13 protein-coding genes are annotated in these 14,234 nt (G+C 70.6%); 6 read left to right on the forward strand and 7 right to left on the reverse strand.

The features are described 5' to 3' along the window. Positions 1-525 precede the first annotated feature (525 nt). The 5 genes from ACG0Z3_RS06195 to ACG0Z3_RS06215 all read right to left on the reverse strand — a co-directional run bounded on the left by ACG0Z3_RS06195 (position 526) and on the right by ACG0Z3_RS06215 (position 5,928). Positions 526-1,392 (reverse strand): hypothetical protein, encoded by an 867-nt coding sequence (locus tag ACG0Z3_RS06195; RefSeq protein ID WP_394396317.1) that lies wholly within the window; start codon positions 1,390-1,392, stop codon positions 526-528. Beyond that, positions 1,389-3,110 (reverse strand): thiamine pyrophosphate-binding protein, encoded by a 1,722-nt coding sequence (locus ACG0Z3_RS06200; protein WP_394396318.1) that lies wholly within the window; start codon positions 3,108-3,110, stop codon positions 1,389-1,391. Before ACG0Z3_RS06200 ends, ACG0Z3_RS06195 begins: the two co-directional genes overlap by 4 nt. A gap of 25 nt (positions 3,111-3,135) precedes the next feature. Continuing rightward, the gene (locus ACG0Z3_RS06205) at positions 3,136-3,501 is read right to left on the reverse strand and encodes a hypothetical protein (protein WP_394396320.1); all 366 of its coding nucleotides are present in this window, start codon (positions 3,499-3,501) and stop codon (positions 3,136-3,138) included. Between the two features lie 4 nt (positions 3,502-3,505). Then, positions 3,506-4,609, reverse strand: coding sequence for an AI-2E family transporter (locus tag ACG0Z3_RS06210; protein WP_394396322.1), 1,104 nt, complete (start codon positions 4,607-4,609; stop codon positions 3,506-3,508). A 62-nt stretch (positions 4,610-4,671) separates the two neighbouring features. Beyond that, positions 4,672-5,928 carry an MFS transporter gene (locus tag ACG0Z3_RS06215; protein WP_394396324.1) on the reverse strand — a complete coding sequence of 419 codons (1,257 nt, stop codon included), beginning with the start codon at positions 5,926-5,928 and terminating at the stop codon, positions 4,672-4,674. Positions 5,929-5,997: 69 nt separating this feature from the next. Between ACG0Z3_RS06215 and ACG0Z3_RS06220 the strand changes: the two genes are divergently transcribed. Beyond that, entirely contained in the window at positions 5,998-6,843 is an 846-nt protein-coding gene (locus tag ACG0Z3_RS06220) for an AraC family transcriptional regulator (RefSeq protein ID WP_394396327.1), read from the forward strand. 15 nt (positions 6,844-6,858) lie between these two features. On the opposite strand, the gene ACG0Z3_RS06225 is transcribed toward ACG0Z3_RS06220, so the two are convergent. After that, entirely contained in the window at positions 6,859-7,608 is a 750-nt protein-coding gene (locus ACG0Z3_RS06225; RefSeq protein WP_394396328.1) for a substrate-binding periplasmic protein, read from the reverse strand. 58 nt (positions 7,609-7,666) lie between these two features. On the opposite strand from ACG0Z3_RS06225, the gene nadA reads away from it, so the two are divergent. From nadA to ACG0Z3_RS06245, 4 genes are all read left to right on the forward strand, one after another. Beyond that, complete coding sequence (gene nadA / locus ACG0Z3_RS06230; protein ID WP_394396331.1) at positions 7,667-8,767, forward strand: quinolinate synthase NadA; 1,101 nt, start codon at positions 7,667-7,669, stop codon at positions 8,765-8,767. A 71-nt stretch (positions 8,768-8,838) separates the two neighbouring features. After that, positions 8,839-9,129 (forward strand): late competence development ComFB family protein, encoded by a 291-nt coding sequence (locus tag ACG0Z3_RS06235; protein WP_394396333.1) that lies wholly within the window; start codon positions 8,839-8,841, stop codon positions 9,127-9,129. A 123-nt stretch (positions 9,130-9,252) separates the two neighbouring features. Next, positions 9,253-10,143 carry an SPFH domain-containing protein gene (locus ACG0Z3_RS06240; RefSeq protein WP_394396335.1) on the forward strand — a complete coding sequence of 297 codons (891 nt, stop codon included), beginning with the start codon at positions 9,253-9,255 and terminating at the stop codon, positions 10,141-10,143. A 42-nt stretch (positions 10,144-10,185) separates the two neighbouring features. Continuing rightward, positions 10,186-10,401 (forward strand): type II toxin-antitoxin system antitoxin, encoded by a 216-nt coding sequence (locus ACG0Z3_RS06245; RefSeq protein ID WP_394396338.1) that lies wholly within the window; start codon positions 10,186-10,188, stop codon positions 10,399-10,401. Here ACG0Z3_RS06245 and nadB read toward each other — a convergent pair. Further along, entirely contained in the window at positions 10,398-12,002 is a 1,605-nt protein-coding gene (gene nadB / locus ACG0Z3_RS06250) for an L-aspartate oxidase (protein ID WP_394396341.1), read from the reverse strand. The two genes, ACG0Z3_RS06245 and nadB, sit on opposite strands and share 4 nt — an antisense overlap. 132 nt (positions 12,003-12,134) lie before the next feature. Here nadB and ACG0Z3_RS06255 point away from each other — a divergent pair, with 132 nt between their 5' ends. Then, a complete protein-coding gene (locus ACG0Z3_RS06255; RefSeq protein WP_394396344.1) occupies positions 12,135-14,174 on the forward strand; it encodes an alpha/beta hydrolase family protein in 2,040 nt (679 codons plus the stop codon). The last annotated feature ends 60 nt before the right edge of the window (positions 14,175-14,234 follow it).

Raw genomic sequence — 14,234 nt, forward strand, 5'->3', positions numbered from 1 at the left:
CGGTGGACTGCAGCGAGGCCGAGGCCTCGGGCACCGGGCTCTGGCCGCCGCCGCACGCGGCCAGCAGGCCGAGCGAGATGGACGAGGCCAGCAGGCCCCGGGTGGGCTTGCGTGGGTTCATGGCTTGTCTCCTGGGCGCACAGGCGTGGCGCGCCGCTTCTTGTGGGTGGGTCGAGCAGGCGCCTGCTGCCGGTCAACCGGCTCGCAGGGGCGAACGCCATCAGCTCCCGACCCGTCAGGGGTCGGGCGCGCAGCGCAAAACGATCAGGACGCGGGGAAAGCGGCGGCAGGCCGTGAGGGGTGTGAGGCCCGCGCGGCACCGGCTCGCGGGGGCATCAGGGCAAGCGGGCGCAGCAGGCGCACCGCCCTGCAACCGCCGTCGAAGCCCCGGGCACCCGGCGGTGTCCGGTCATGGGCCTGCAATCAGCGAGCAGTTGAAACAGTGTTTCGCTTCCTGGGCGGCGGGTCAACGCGGGGCAATCCCTGAGCCCCCCTGGGCTGAGGGGACGGGTCTGCCCTGGGGCGTCACGCCGGATGGACCGGCGCGCCCCCTGCAGGAGCGGCATCCAGCGCCGCGAAGCGGTCGGGCGCGCGCGGGCGGAACCGGTCCTGCCAGCCTTGGAGGAACAGGCCCATCAGCGTCAGCGCGTGGAACAACAGGCCCATGCCGGCAATGCCATAGCCGCAGTACAGGCACAGCGACGAGTCGCTCTTCCAGCGGCCGTCCCGGGCCACCCAGATGGCATCTGCGTCGCCCACCTGGGCCCGCGCCAGCAGCGACTTGCGCGAGATGTGCACGTAGGCGCCCTGCCCGTCCAGCCGGTGCAGCGTCACGCGACGCCGGCTGGACCCGCTGGGATCAGGCTCGTTGCTGACCACGCGGGCCTCGTAGCGGACGGCGCCGTCCATGAAGCGATCGGTGCGCCCCTGCTCCCACAGGCCGACGCCGGTAAACACGCCCGGCACGACTTGCAGCGCCAACAACAGCAGCAGCCAGCGCCGCCAGTAGGCCCAGGGTGAGCGCGGCAAGCGGGCGGCGATGTCGGCCTCGCTGCGCCAGCGCCGGCCGCGCCGCCAGCCGGCGCGCGGGCCGGTGTCGTCGGGGGCCGCGACAAAGGCCTGCAGGCGGCGCACCACCTCGGCCCGGCTCAGCGCGGCCCGCTCGCTGCGCAGCGGCGAGGCAGCCCCGTCCAGCAAGCGCAGCTGAAAGCCCTGCCCCATGTCGCCCGCGGCCTGCAGCACGCGGCCGGCGCCGCCCAGCAAGGCATGGCTGCCGGGCTCACGGCCCCAGCCACGCAGCGCGTCCGCCACGTCCTGGGCCGTGGCCACAGCGTGACGGCTGCCGTCCTGCACCGACAGCGTGAGGCCGACGCGTACCGCGCCGCCGCTCACGCGCCGGCCAGGCGCTGCTCGGCCGCCGCGCGGATGGCGCTGAGGGTGCTGCGGCTGGTGGACACGTCGACGTCCAGCTTCAGGTGTAGCAGCGTGGGCTGGTCGGGATGGGCCAGCACCTCGGCCAGCGCACCGGCCACCTCCTCGGTGCGCGTGAGGCGCGCCGCCCGCCAGCCGAAGGCCTTGCCCAGCGCGGCGAAGTCGGGGTTGTACAGGTCGCTGCCTGACACCCGGCCCGGGTACTCGCGCTCCTGGTGCATGCGGATGGTGCCGTAGGTGCCGTTGTCGACGACGACGACGAGCAGCCGCTGGGCGCCATAGCCGGTGGCCGTGGCCAGCTCCTGGCCGGTCATCAGGAAGTCGCCATCGCCGGCGATGTTCACCACCCAGCGCTGGTCTTGCAGCAGCGCAGCGGCCACCGCAGCGGGCACGCCGTAGCCCATCGCGCCGGAGGTCGGCGCCAGCTGCGTCTTGCCGAAGCGGTGCAGCGCCGTGTAGCGGTGGAAGCGGTGCAGCCAGCCGCTGTAGTTGCCGGCGCCGTTGGTGAACACCGTGCCCTCGGGCAGCGTGGCGTCGATGAGGCGCATGACCTCAGCCATGTCCAGCGGCGCCACCGGCGTGGGCACGAGGTTGGCGCTGTAGTCGGCGTTGGCAGCGGCCGTCCAGTCGCGCCAGGCGATGTCGGCGGGCGGCGCCAGCGCGGCCAGCGCCGGGGCGGCCTGGCTCATGCTCGCGTTGATCAGCAACTCGGCCGTGTAGACGCGGCCCAGCTCCTCGGCGCCGGCATGGATGTGGATGAGCTGTTGCGCCGGTCGCGGTGCCTGCAGCAGCGTGTAGCCGCCGGTCGTCATCTCGCCCAGGCGCGGGCCGATGGCGAGGATGAGGTCGGCGTCCTTCACCCGCGCCGCGAGCCTCGGGTTGATGCCGATGCCCACATCGCCGGCGTAGTTGGGGTGGGCGTTGTCGAACAGGTCCTGGAAGCGGAAGGCGCAGCCCACCGGCAGTTGCCAGGCTTCAGCGAACGACTGCAGCGCCGCGGTCGATGCGGGCGTCCAGCCGCCGCCACCGGCGATGACCAGTGGCCGCTTCGCCGCCGCCAGGCGCTCGCGCAGCTCGGCCAGCGCGGCGGGCGTGGGGGCGGCTTCGGCGGGCCGCGCAGGGGCGACCACCGGCGCCGAGATCGGCTTGGTCAGCATGTCCTCGGGCAGCACCAGCACCACCGGGCCGGGCCGGCCCTGCATGGCCGTGTGGAAGGCGCGTGCGACGTACTCGGGCAGGCGCTCAGCCTCGTGGCATTCACCCACCCACTTGGCCATGCCCAGCGTGCCAGGGCCAAACATCTGGCGGTAGTCCACCTCCTGGAAGGCCTCGCGGTCGCGCTGGTCGCTGGCGACCTGGCCGATGAACAGGATCATCGGCGTGCTGTCCTGAAAGGCGGTGTGCAGGCCGATGCTGGCGTTGGTAGCGCCGGGGCCGCGCGTGACGAAGCAGATGCCAGGCTTGCCGGTCAGCTTGCCTTGCGCCTCAGCCATGAAGGCAGCGCCACCCTCCTGGCGGCAGGCCACGAAGCGGATGCTGTCGCGATGCTCATGGAAGCCGTCGAGGACGGCAAGGTAACTCTCACCAGGAACGCCGAAGACGGTGTCGATGCCCTGTGCGATCAGCGCCTCCACCAGCTTGTGGCCGGCCAGGCGGGGGGGTGTCTCTTGTCTAGTCATGTCAAGACTTTAGCCCGCGCGATGCTCAGCGAGCCCCCTCGATCGCGCGCTCCATCATCTGGTCCTTCAACGTGCCCTTCTGGTCCACATCCAGCACCTGGCGCAGCAGCGGCGCGCTGCTGGCCGGTGCCGGCTTGGGCACCGGCGTCCCCGGCACCACGTTGACGGGCGGCGCCGTCACGGCCTGCGCCTGATGCCCGGCCGGACAGTCGACGTTGGTGTATGACACCTGCTGGCCATTGACGCACTTGCGCAGCGGCGCCGGGGCCGGCGCAGCGGCCTGCTGCGCCGAGGCGACCCAGGCCCGCAAGGGGCCCGGCTGTTGCCAGGCCAGCACAGCAGCAGCCACGCACACGCCGATCACGCCCCATACACGCAGCGAGAGCGCCATGGCGTCAGCCCTCGCTCGGCCGGTCACCGTCCGCCGCCGCGGCGGCCTCGCGCGCCGTGGCAAACAGGTCCCAGACCACCATGAACATCGCCGCGATGACCGGCCCGATGACAAAGCCGTTGATCCCGAACAGGCCCATGCCTCCGATGGTGGAGATCAGCACCAGGTAGTCAGGCATCTGCGTGTCCTTGCCCACCAGCAGCGGCCGTAGCAGGTTGTCCACCAGGCCGATGACGAGCACGCCATAGGCGATCAGCGCCACGCCCTGCCAGGTGGCGCCGGTGACGAGGAAGTAGATCGCCACGGGCAGCCAGATCAGGCCCGCGCCGATGGCCGGCAGCAGCGACAGGAAGCCCATCAGCACCGCCCACAGCAGTGCCCCCTTGATGCCGAGGAACCAGAAGGCAAGCCCGCCTAAAGCGCCCTGCGTCGCGGCGACGAGGATGTTGCCCTTGACGGTGGCGCGAATGACCGTGATGAACTTGGCCGCCAGTTCGCGGCGGTGCTCCGGCGCCAGCGGCACGGCCGCGCGGATGCGACGGCTCAGCGCCGCGCCGTCGCGCAGCAGGAAGAACGCGAGGTAGAGCATGACGAAGAAACCCACCACGAGGTCCAGCGCGTTCTGGCCAATGCTGTAGACCTGCGTGGCAATCGCCTGGCTGCCGCGCGCCACGGCCTGCGTGATGCGCTCCTGCAGCGCCGCAAGATCGGTCAGCCCAAAGTGCTCCAGCAACTCATGCAGCCAGGCGGGCGCAACGGCCAGGACCTGCTCGAAGTAGCGCGCGAAGTTGGTCTCGCCCGACTGCAGCCGCTGGTACAGCGCCGCGCCCTCCTTCAGCAGCGTGCCCATCAGCAGCGTCATGGGCAGCAGCACCATGACGACGATGACGGACAGCGTGGCCAGCGCCGCCAGCGTCTGCCGAGCCGGCCAGCGCCGCACGAGGGCGGCATACAGGGGCGTGAAGACGATGGCGATCACCGCGCCCCAGAACACCGCACCGCTGAACGGCAGCAGGATCCACACGAAGGCGACGCTGACTGCGACCAGCAGTGCCAGGAAGGCGTTGTTCTCGAACGTGGCCGAGGTGACGAAATGCTTGAACTTCATGCGGGCAACAGCCTCCATCGAGCGGGAGCGCGCATGGTACGTGCCGCCGTGCGGCGGTGACGTCAGGTGTCGGCGGCCACCTGCACCCGGCGCCGCGCCAGGCCCAGCCCCACCAGCCCGGCCGAGCCCACACCCAGCATCAGCGCCACCGCTGCGCCGGCGAACACGCCGCGCGGCATGCCGTGGTCCAGCACCCAGCCGAACACCGGCGCGGCCAGCGCGAAGCCGATGTCCAGCCCCGAGTACACCGTGCCGTACACGCGACCCGTGGCCCCGGGCGGCGCGGCGCGCTTGATGAGCATGTCGCGCGACGGCCCGGCCAGCCCGGTGCCAAAGCCCGCCAGCGCCGCCACGCCCGCCGCCAGCAGCCCCGGCAGCAGGCCGGTTGCCACCAGCAGCAGCAGCGCGGCGGCAAAGGCCATGGCCAGCGCGATGGTGCGCTCCAGCCGCTCGGCCCGCGCGACCAGGAAGCCGCCGCACACCATGCCGGCCGCGCCGGCCAGCATGTAGCCGGTGACGACATAGGCCGTCAACGCCAGCGGCAGGCCATACATCTGCTGCAGCGCCGGGCTGGCGAAGCTCTGGATGCTGGACAGCGCCGCCGTCGTCCAGAAGAAGAACGAGAAGCACAGCCACACCGAGGGCAACTTCAGAAAGGCCATGGGGTGCTCGGCAGCCGCGCCAGGCGCCACCTTGGCATGGCCCCAGGAACCCTGGCGGTCATCGATGGCGTCGCGCTGCCAGTACAGCAGGGCCAGCACGGCCAGCGCCACCAGCGCCGTGCCCAGGTAGGCATAGCGCCAGTTGCCGCTGGCCTGGGCGATGCCGATGGAGAACACCGGCGCCAGCGCCCAGCCAAGATTGCCGGTGATGCCATGGACTGAGAACGCGTGGCCCAGCCGGGGCTGGGAGACGCGCTTGTTCAGGATGGTGAAGTCCGCCGGGTGGAAGGGCGCGTTGCCCAGGCCGGCCAGCGCCGCCGCCAGCATCAGCCCGCCAAAGCCCTGTGCCAGGCCGGCTGCCACCGAAGCCAGCGCAAAGCAGGCCATGGCCACGAACAGCACGGGCCGCGCACCGATGCGGTCGACGATGAAGCCCGACGTCGCCTGGCCGGCGCCGGAGATGACGAAGAAGGTCGTCACCAGCAGGCCCAGCTCCGAATAGCTCAGGCCGAAGGCCTGAATGAAGGCCGGGAACAGCGGCGGCAGCAGCATGTGAAAGAAGTGCGAACTGCCATGCGCCACGCCGATGGTGGAGATGGTGGCGATGTCGCGGCGGCGCTGAAGGCCGGCGTCCGGGGCAGGGAGAGCGGTGTCCATGCCCGCACTGTAGGAAGGGCGACGCCGGCCTGGTTACGATGGTTCGTCAAGTTCTGTCGAATTCCAGCCATGCGCCCTGCCCCCTCGCGCCGATCACGCCAGACCCTGCCCCCGGCCGACCCACTGCGCTTTGCCCCCAGCGCCGAGTGGCCGCTGCGGGCCAAGGCGCGCGAGATGGCCGCCGACATGGACATCCAGCCCCACCGCCACGACTGGGGCCAGCTGGTGTTCTCGGTCAGCGGCGCGGTGCGCGTTAGCGCGCATGCCGACGCGGCACACAGCACCTTCCTCGTGCCGCCGTCGCGGGCGGTGTGGATACCGGCCGGCGTGACGCATGCCGTCACCGTGGTGGAGCGCGCCGACCTGCGCACGCTCTACCTGCTGCCGGGGCTGCTGGAAGACGAAGGCAGCCCGGACTGGCAGCGATGCCGCGTGCTGGAGGTGTCGCCGCTGCTGCGCGAGCTGGTCATGCAGCTGGACGCCCGCCCCGACGCGCCCGCAGCGGCCGCGCCCGGCAGCGCGCGCGAGGCGCTGCTGCGCGCGCTCATCGTGGACGAATTGCAGCGCGCCCGACAGCTGCGCCTGGGCGTGGACCTGCCGCACGACGCCCGCCTGCGCCGACTCTGCGAGGCCATGCTGGACGCGCCCGCCCGCCACCTCAGCCTGGAGGCGTGGGCCGGGGAGATCGGTGCCAGCGCGCGCACGGTGTCGCGGCTGTTCCGCGACGAGCTGGGCACCAGTTTTGCGCAGTGGCGCTCGCAGGTACTGCTGGCGCATGCGCTGGCCATGGCTGCACGGCGCCAGCCCATGAGCCACATCGCCACCGAGCTGGGCTATGCCAGCGCCAGCGCCTTCACGGCCATGGTCAAGCGCACGGTGGGCATGCCGCCGAGCCGCTTCTTCGCCGAGGCCTGAGCTGGTCTCGGCCCCTCAGGCCGGGCGATCCAGCAGGCGGCGCAGCGCGCCGCTGCTCACCACCCGCTCCAGCGCCTGCATCAGCCGCTCCTGCGGCCATGCCGAACGCGACGAGACGCAGCCATGCGTGACGGTGTGCGCGATGCGCTGGCGCGCATGCAGGCGATCGCCTGCGAGGCGGTCGCGGTTGAAATGCTGCAGCACGCGCCGATCGACGATCGCGGCCTCCGTGCGGCCCAACCTCAGTTTCTCCATCACGAGTTGCTGGCTGGGCGCGTCCTCCCGCACCAGCGCGCCCGACGCGAAGGCGTCGAGCAGGCTTTCGTAGCGGTAGCCCAGCACTGTGCCCACTCGCAGGCCCCGTTGCGCCTGCAGCTCGACCGCCGGGCCCGGCCCGCGCATGACCAGCACGTCCTCCAGGTCCACCATCGGCGGACCAAGCCGGCCGGGCAGCGGTCCCTCGTACCACTGCGCGCTGAGCATGCAGTGCAGGTCCACATCGCCCGACAGCAGCGCCGCGTCCACACGCTGGTTGGGCAGCCGCACGAACTGCGGCCGCGCGCCCGCCTCCGCCGCGATGGCCAGCATCAGCTCGTAAAGCAGGCCGCCCACCGGCGCGCCACTACTGACCACCAGGTAGGGCGCCGCCCAGGTGTCGCTGACGGCAAACCTGAGCCACGACGGCAGCGCCTGGGCCGGCGACAACGGCGCCACGCCCAGTGCAGTCCCTGCGGCCAGCCACTGGCGCCGATTCAAGTTCAACATGGCTGTCAGTGTAGGCAGCGGGCGGCAGGGGCCGGGCCCGAAACGATACGATGCCGTGATGAACCAAGTGAGCTTTGACTACCCGCGCCAGGACGCCCAGGGTCAGACCTGCACCGCCCACGCCTGGGCCAAGGTGCCCGCCCCGCTGACGGCGCCCGAGCGCCAGACTCTCACCGAACGCGCTGCCGAGCTGCTGAAGGCGCACAACGCCGTGCTGGTGGCGCATTACTACGTGGACGGCCCGCTGCAGGACCTGGCGCTGGCCACCGGCGGCATCGTGTCGGACTCGCTGGAGATGGCCCGCTTCGGCCGCGACCACGCTGCGCAGACACTGGTCGTCGCCGGCGTGCGCTTCATGGGCGAGACGGCCAAGATCCTCAGCCCCGAGAAACGCGTGCTGATGCCCGACCTGGACGCCACTTGCTCGCTGGACCTGGGCTGCCCGGCCGACGACTTCGCGGCCTTCTGCGACGCGCACCCCGACCGGCAGGTCGTCGTCTACGCCAACACCAGCGCCGCCGTGAAGGCGCGCGCCGACTGGATGGTGACGAGCTCCTGCGCGCTGGAGATCGTGGCCGACCTGCACGCCAAGGGCCAGAAGATCCTGTGGGCGCCCGACCGGCACCTGGGCCGCTACATCCAGGAGCAGACCGGCGCGGACATGCTGATGTGGAACGGCGCCTGCATCGTGCACGACGAGTTCAAGGGGCTGGAGCTGGAGCTGCTGCGCGAGCAGCACCCGAACGCGCAGATTCTTGTCCACCCCGAGTCACCCAAGAGCGTCGTCGACATGGCCCATGTGGTGGGCTCCACGTCGGCCCTCATCAAGGCCGTCGTCGAGGGCACGGCGCAGGAATACATCGTCGCCACCGACAACGGCATCCTGCACCGCATGCGCCAGCTCGCGCCGCACAAGACGCTGATCGAGGCGCCCACCGCCGGCAACAGCGCCACCTGCAAGAGCTGCGCGCACTGCCCGTGGATGGCCATGAACGGCCTGCTCAACCTGGTGCAGTGCCTGGAGCGCGGCGCGCCGGAGATCCACGTGGACGAGCCCACCCGCGTGAAGGCGCAGCGCTGCATCAACCGCATGCTGGACTTCACGGCTGCCCGCAAGGCCCAGGCCTCCGGGATGACCCCGGGCATCGGCGCGGCTTGATCTGGGACAGTGGAGGCCGCCACCGCGCGGCGCTATAACCGCGCATCGTCCCTGACCCAGAAAGGCCGCCCATGCCCGCCGATTTCAGCTCCCTGTACAACCACCACGAGCGCGAGGTGTTCGCCGCCGTGATGGACGCCGCCGAGGCTCACCCCGAGATCGCCGCCAGCAACGACTTGCTGTGCGACGTGGCCTGCGTGGCGCTGAACCGCCTCACGCCGCGCTACATCCGCCACGAGGTGGACTTCAGCTTCTACCTGACCGAGCACGAGCGCCACGAGATCGACACCGCCATCGCCGATGCGGTGAGCTACGCCTTCAACTTCGTGCAGGCCCGTACCGCGCTGCGAGCGCGCGGCTGAGCTGACGCCTGGCGCTGAGCCTCTCCGACCACGCCCGCAAGCTGCGGGCTTTTTTTTCGTCCGCCCCCTTGCAACCGCCTTCGAAATGCAATTAAAGTGATATCACTTTTACAGGAGGCCATGATGATTCAGACGAACGCGCAGCGCCAGGAGACGGCGGCCAGCACCACCAGTGGCTATCTCGCCATCCTGGGCGGCCTGGGGCTGCTGGTGCTGGGCCCGCTGGTGCTGTGGGCCGGCCGCGGCCAGCCGCTGGTGATGCTGCTCGGTGTGCTGCTGATCGTGGCGGCCGTGCTGATGTTCGCGGGCCTGTACATGCAGCAGCCCAACGAGGGCCGCATCCTGACGCTGTTCGGCCGCTACACCGGCACCGACCGCGCCGAGGGCCTGCGCTGGGCCAACCCCTTCGCCGTCAAGCGCCGCATCTCGCTGCGCGCACGCAACCTCAATGCGCCGACCATCAAGGTCAACGACAAGCGCGGCAATCCCATCGAGATCGGCGTGGCCGTCGTCTGGCGCGTGGAAGACAGCGCCCGAGCGGTGTTCGAGGTGGATGACTACGAAGCCTATGTGGGCATCCAGGCCGAAGCCGCCATGCGCCACCTGGCCTCGCAGTACGCCTACGACGACGGCGAGGACCTGAGCGCCGGTGAGACCACGTTGCGTGCCGGGCAGGACGAGGTCGCGGCCGCGCTGGTGCACGAGCTGCAGGCCCGCTTCGCCGAGGCCGGTGTGCGCGTGCTGGACGCCAAGATCACCCACCTCGCCTACGCGCAGGAGATCGCCCAGGTCATGCTGCGCCGCCAGCAGGCCGAGGCCATCATCAGCGCCCGCAAGAAGATCGTGCAAGGCGCGGTGAGCATGGTGGAGGAGGCCTTGCGCGGCCTGTCGGAGCGCGACATCGTGGAGCTGGACGACGAGCGCAAGGCGGCCATGGTGTCCAACCTGCTGGTGGTGCTGTGCTCCGACAAGGACACGCAGCCCATCGTCAACGCCGGCACGCTGTATTCATGAGCCCCTCGCCCCGTCTAGGCCGGCAAGCTGTCGGGATGCGCTATGGCCAGCCCTGACAAGAAGAGCTTCGCGCTGCGGCTGGACCCGGCGCTGTGGGCTCAGATCGAGCGCCTGGCCGCGCAGGAGCTGCGCTCGGCCAACGCGCAGATCGAATACCTGCTGCGCGACGCGCTGGCGCGGCGCGGCATCAAGCCCGCGGCGAGCCCGGCACCCAAGCGCGGGCGGCCGACCGCGGAACCCGGCACCGATGACGCCTAACGGCGTCGGCGTTCGCTGATCAACACCGTCGGGAAGCTCACCGGCAGCGTCTGCGGGTAGTCGCGGCTGTAGTGCAGGCCACGGCTTTCGTGGCGCATCAGCGCGGACTTGACGATCAGTTCCGCGCAGTCCACCAGGTTGCGCAACTCCAGCAGGTCCCGGGTGACGCGGAAGTTGGCGTAGTAGTCGTCGATCTCGCCGCGCAGCAGCTCGATGCGGTGCAGCGCCCGCTCCAGCCGCTTGGTCGTGCGGACGATGCCGACGTAGTTCCACATCAGCAGGCGCAGTTCGTCCCAGTTGTGGGCGATGACGACCTGCTCGTCGGCATTCTCGACCTGACTCTCGTCCCAGGCCGGCAGCGGCGCAGGCGGCTGCGGCGCGTGGCTGAGGATGTCGGCCGCGCAGGTCTGGCCCAGCACCACGCATTCCAACAGCGAGTTGCTGGCCAGCCGGTTGGCGCCATGCAGCCCCGTGTAGCCGGTCTCGCCGACCGCGTACAGACCCGGCAGGTCGCAGCGACCGGCCAGGTCGGTCACCGCGCCGCCACAGGTGAAGTGCACGGCCGGCACGACGGGAATGGGCTGCCGCGCGATGTCGATGCCCAGCTTCAGGCAGCGCGCATGGATGGTGGGGAAATGCTCGACGAGGAAGGCCTCGCCCAGGTGCGTGGCGTCCAGCCACACATGATCCAGGCCGTGCTTCTTCATCTCGAAGTCGATGGCGCGGGCGACGATGTCGCGCGGCGCCAGCTCCATGCGCTCGTCATGCGCGGCCATGAAGCGCGTGCCGTCAGGCAACTTCAGGTGGCCGCCCTCGCCGCGCAGTGCCTCGGTGATGAGGAAGCTGCGTTCCTGCGGGTGGTAGAGGCAGGTCGGGTGGAACTGGATGAACTCCATGTTCGCGACGCGGCAGCCGGCCCGCCAGGCCATCGCGATGCCGTCGCCCGTCGACGTGTCGGGGTTGGTTGTGTAGCGATAGACCTTGCCGGCGCCGCCGGTGGCCAGCACGACAGCGCGTGCGGCCAGTGTCTCGACGCGCTGGGTGTCGATGTCCAGCGCGTAGACGCCGTAGACGCGCGGCGGTTCGTCGCGCTGCACATGGCGCGACGTGATGAGGTCCAGCGCCATCCAGCGCTCCAGCAGCCGGATGTTGGGGTGGCGGCGAGCCACGGCCAGCAACTGGTCGTGGATGGCCTTGCCGGTGGCGTCGGCCGCGTGGGCGATGCGGCGCACCGCATGGCCGCCCTCGCGCGTGAGGTGCAGACCCATGGGGCCGGTGTCGTCGGGCGTGAACGGCACGCCCTGCTCCACCAGCCAGCCCACGGCCGCAGCACTGCGCTCTGCGATGAAGCGGGCCGTGCCTTCGTCAACGAGGCCGGCACCGGCGTCCTGCGTGTCGCGCACATGGCTGTCGATGGAGTCGTCGCTGCCGAGGACGCCGACGATGCCACCTTGCGCCCAGGCGGTGGCAGCTTCGGTCAGTTCGCGCTTGGCGAGCACGACGACGGGCACGGTGTCAGCCAGGTGCAGGGCCACGGTCAGGCCGGCCAGCCCGGCGCCGATGATGACGACGGGGGCGTCGTCGGGGGGAGCAGCAGTCATGGCGAGGCATTGTCCCGCAGCACTGCCGCCGCCTCGACGAGGTGAGGATTGCCGATTCGAACACCCAGGCTCCTCGTGATTGGCTCTATGCTGCACTCGCAAGATAGCGCTATCCAACAAGACGAGGAGACCATGTTTCGCCACTTCCTCCGGGCCGCGACGGCCACTCTGCTGGCCTTGCCGGCCGCCGCTGCCCTCGCTGCGCCGCCTGCCGAGACGTTCTTCAACGACCCCGACATCGCCGAGGCCGTGCTGTCCCCGTCAGGCAAGCGGCTGGCCATCACGTCCGCCAAGGGTGCCGACCGCGTCGGCCTCGTCGTGATGGACCTGACCGCCGGCGGGCAGCTGTCACGCGTCGTCCGCTCGCAAAGCTCGGACGTGCTGCAGGTTCGCTGGGCCAACGAAGACCGCCTGCTCTTCAGCCTCGCCGACCTTGGCGAGGCCAGTGCCAGCCACAACAAGGCGCTGGGCCTGTTCGCGGTGAACGTGGATGGGTCGCGCATGCGCATGCTGGTGCGCCAGACGACCAACTTCATCACCTCCGACAGCACCCATCCCGATGGCGTCCACTGGAACCACCGCCTGCTGGCGGTGCCCGAGCCGCGCCCGGGCGAGGCCAATGACCGCGTGCTGCTCGCCGAGATGGGTGATGTCGGCGGTGTCTACGCCGAGAACCCCGTCTGGATCAACATCAACACCGGTGCAACCCGCACCTACGCCACCACCGCTCCCGCCAGCGGCCACCACTGGGTGGTAGACAGCCGTGGCGATGCGCGTGCGACGGTTGCGCTGCGCAACGGCAGGCTGCAGGCCCACTGGCTGCCGCCGGGCCAGACCGAGTGGGCGCAGCTCTACGACACGCCGGCGCTGGCATCGCCCTTCGGCATCGAGGGTGTCGGTGACGACGGTGCGCTCTACATCAGCCACGTGCCGCCGGGCAGCGCGCAGCGGGTGCTGACGCGCTACGACGCCCAGACCCGGGCGCCCATGGACCCGCCGCTGGTGCGCGCGCCGGGCTTTGATTTCAGCGGTCAGCTGATCAAGGAGGGCAGCACGCTGCTGGGCGTGCGCGCCCTGGTGGACAGCCAGACCACCGTCTGGCTGGACGAGCGCATGAAGAAGTTCCAGGCACAGGTCGACCGGCTGCTGGCCGGCAAGCTCAACCACATCGACTGCCGCCGCTGCGGCCAGCCGGACATGGTGGCCCTCGTGCACTCCTACAACGACCGCGACCCCGGCAAACTGTGGCTCTACCAGGCCCAGCCCACCGCCGGCGAGAACCGCTGGCGCGCGATCGGCCGCCTGCGCGAGGACGTCGATCCGGCGACGATGGCCGGACTGGACCTGCAGACCATCCGGGCGCGTGACGGGCGGGAGCTGCCAGTGTGGATCACGCGCCCCGACGGCGCCAAGGGCCCGCTGCCCGCCGTCGTGCTGGTGCACGGTGGCCCTTGGGTGCGCGGCGTGGTGTGGCAGTGGAACGCCTGGGCGCAATTCCTCGCCTCGCGCGGATATGTCGTCATCGAACCGGAGTTCCGTGGCAGCACCGGCTACGGGGAGGCCCATTTCCGCGCCGGCTTTAGACAATGGGGCCAGGCCATGCAGGACGACGTGACGGACGCCCTGCGGTGGGCGCAACAGCAGGGCTTGGCCAGCGACCGCGCCTGCATTGCGGGCGCCAGCTACGGCGGCTACGCCACGCTGATGGGGCTGGCCAAGGATCCCGAGCTCTACCGCTGCGGCATCGCCTGGGTGGCGGTGTCAGACCTGGAGTTGATGGTGAACGGCTCCTGGTGGGTGCCCGACGACAGTGGCCTGTCACGCAGGCTGACCCTGCCCGAACTGGTGGGAGATGCCACCAAGGACGCCGGGATGCTCGCCGCCAACTCGCCGGTCAAGCTGGCCGAGCGTATGAAGGCGCCGCTGCTGCTGGCTTACGGCGAGCTGGACCAGCGCGTCCCGCTTGCCCACGGCAAGCGCATGCGCGATGCGCTCGCTGCAGCCGGCCGGCCGCCCGAATGGGTCAGCTACGCCGGCGAAGGCCATGGCTGGGGCAAGCCCGCGCACCGGCTGGACTTTGCCCGCCGCGTCGAGACCTTCCTCGCCCGCCACCTGGCACCGGGCCCTCAGAACAGCGGCCCGACGCCTGGCGTGCCAGCCCCAGGTCGCTGACGCCTGGCCGTATGCTCCCGCACCGCCCACAAGGCTGTGACGAGGAGAAGCGATTGACGA

The sequence above is a fragment of the Pelomonas margarita genome (assembly GCF_043555875.1).
In the GTDB taxonomy this organism is placed as follows: Bacteria; Pseudomonadota; Gammaproteobacteria; order Burkholderiales; family Burkholderiaceae_C; genus Pelomonas; species Pelomonas margarita.

Excerpts from the sequence above, each read along its gene's own strand:
- ACG0Z3_RS06225 (WP_394396328.1), bottom strand. The coding sequence starts at position 7,608 with ATGTTGAACTTGAATCGGCGCCAGTGGCTGGCCGCAGGGACTGCACTG.
- ACG0Z3_RS06245 (WP_394396338.1), top strand. The coding sequence starts at position 10,186 with ATGGCCAGCCCTGACAAGAAGAGCTTCGCGCTGCGGCTGGACCCGGCG.
- ACG0Z3_RS06235 (WP_394396333.1), top strand. The coding sequence starts at position 8,839 with ATGCCCGCCGATTTCAGCTCCCTGTACAACCACCACGAGCGCGAGGTG.
- ACG0Z3_RS06210 (WP_394396322.1), bottom strand. The coding sequence starts at position 4,609 with ATGAAGTTCAAGCATTTCGTCACCTCGGCCACGTTCGAGAACAACGCC.
- ACG0Z3_RS06240 (WP_394396335.1), top strand. The coding sequence starts at position 9,253 with ATGATTCAGACGAACGCGCAGCGCCAGGAGACGGCGGCCAGCACCACC.
- nadB (WP_394396341.1), bottom strand. The coding sequence starts at position 12,002 with ATGACTGCTGCTCCCCCCGACGACGCCCCCGTCGTCATCATCGGCGCC.
- nadA (WP_394396331.1), top strand. The coding sequence starts at position 7,667 with ATGAACCAAGTGAGCTTTGACTACCCGCGCCAGGACGCCCAGGGTCAG.
- ACG0Z3_RS06255 (WP_394396344.1), top strand. The coding sequence starts at position 12,135 with ATGTTTCGCCACTTCCTCCGGGCCGCGACGGCCACTCTGCTGGCCTTG.
- ACG0Z3_RS06205 (WP_394396320.1), bottom strand. The coding sequence starts at position 3,501 with ATGGCGCTCTCGCTGCGTGTATGGGGCGTGATCGGCGTGTGCGTGGCT.
- ACG0Z3_RS06220 (WP_394396327.1), top strand. The coding sequence starts at position 5,998 with ATGCGCCCTGCCCCCTCGCGCCGATCACGCCAGACCCTGCCCCCGGCC.
- ACG0Z3_RS06200 (WP_394396318.1), bottom strand. The coding sequence starts at position 3,110 with ATGACTAGACAAGAGACACCCCCCCGCCTGGCCGGCCACAAGCTGGTG.
- ACG0Z3_RS06215 (WP_394396324.1), bottom strand. The coding sequence starts at position 5,928 with ATGGACACCGCTCTCCCTGCCCCGGACGCCGGCCTTCAGCGCCGCCGC.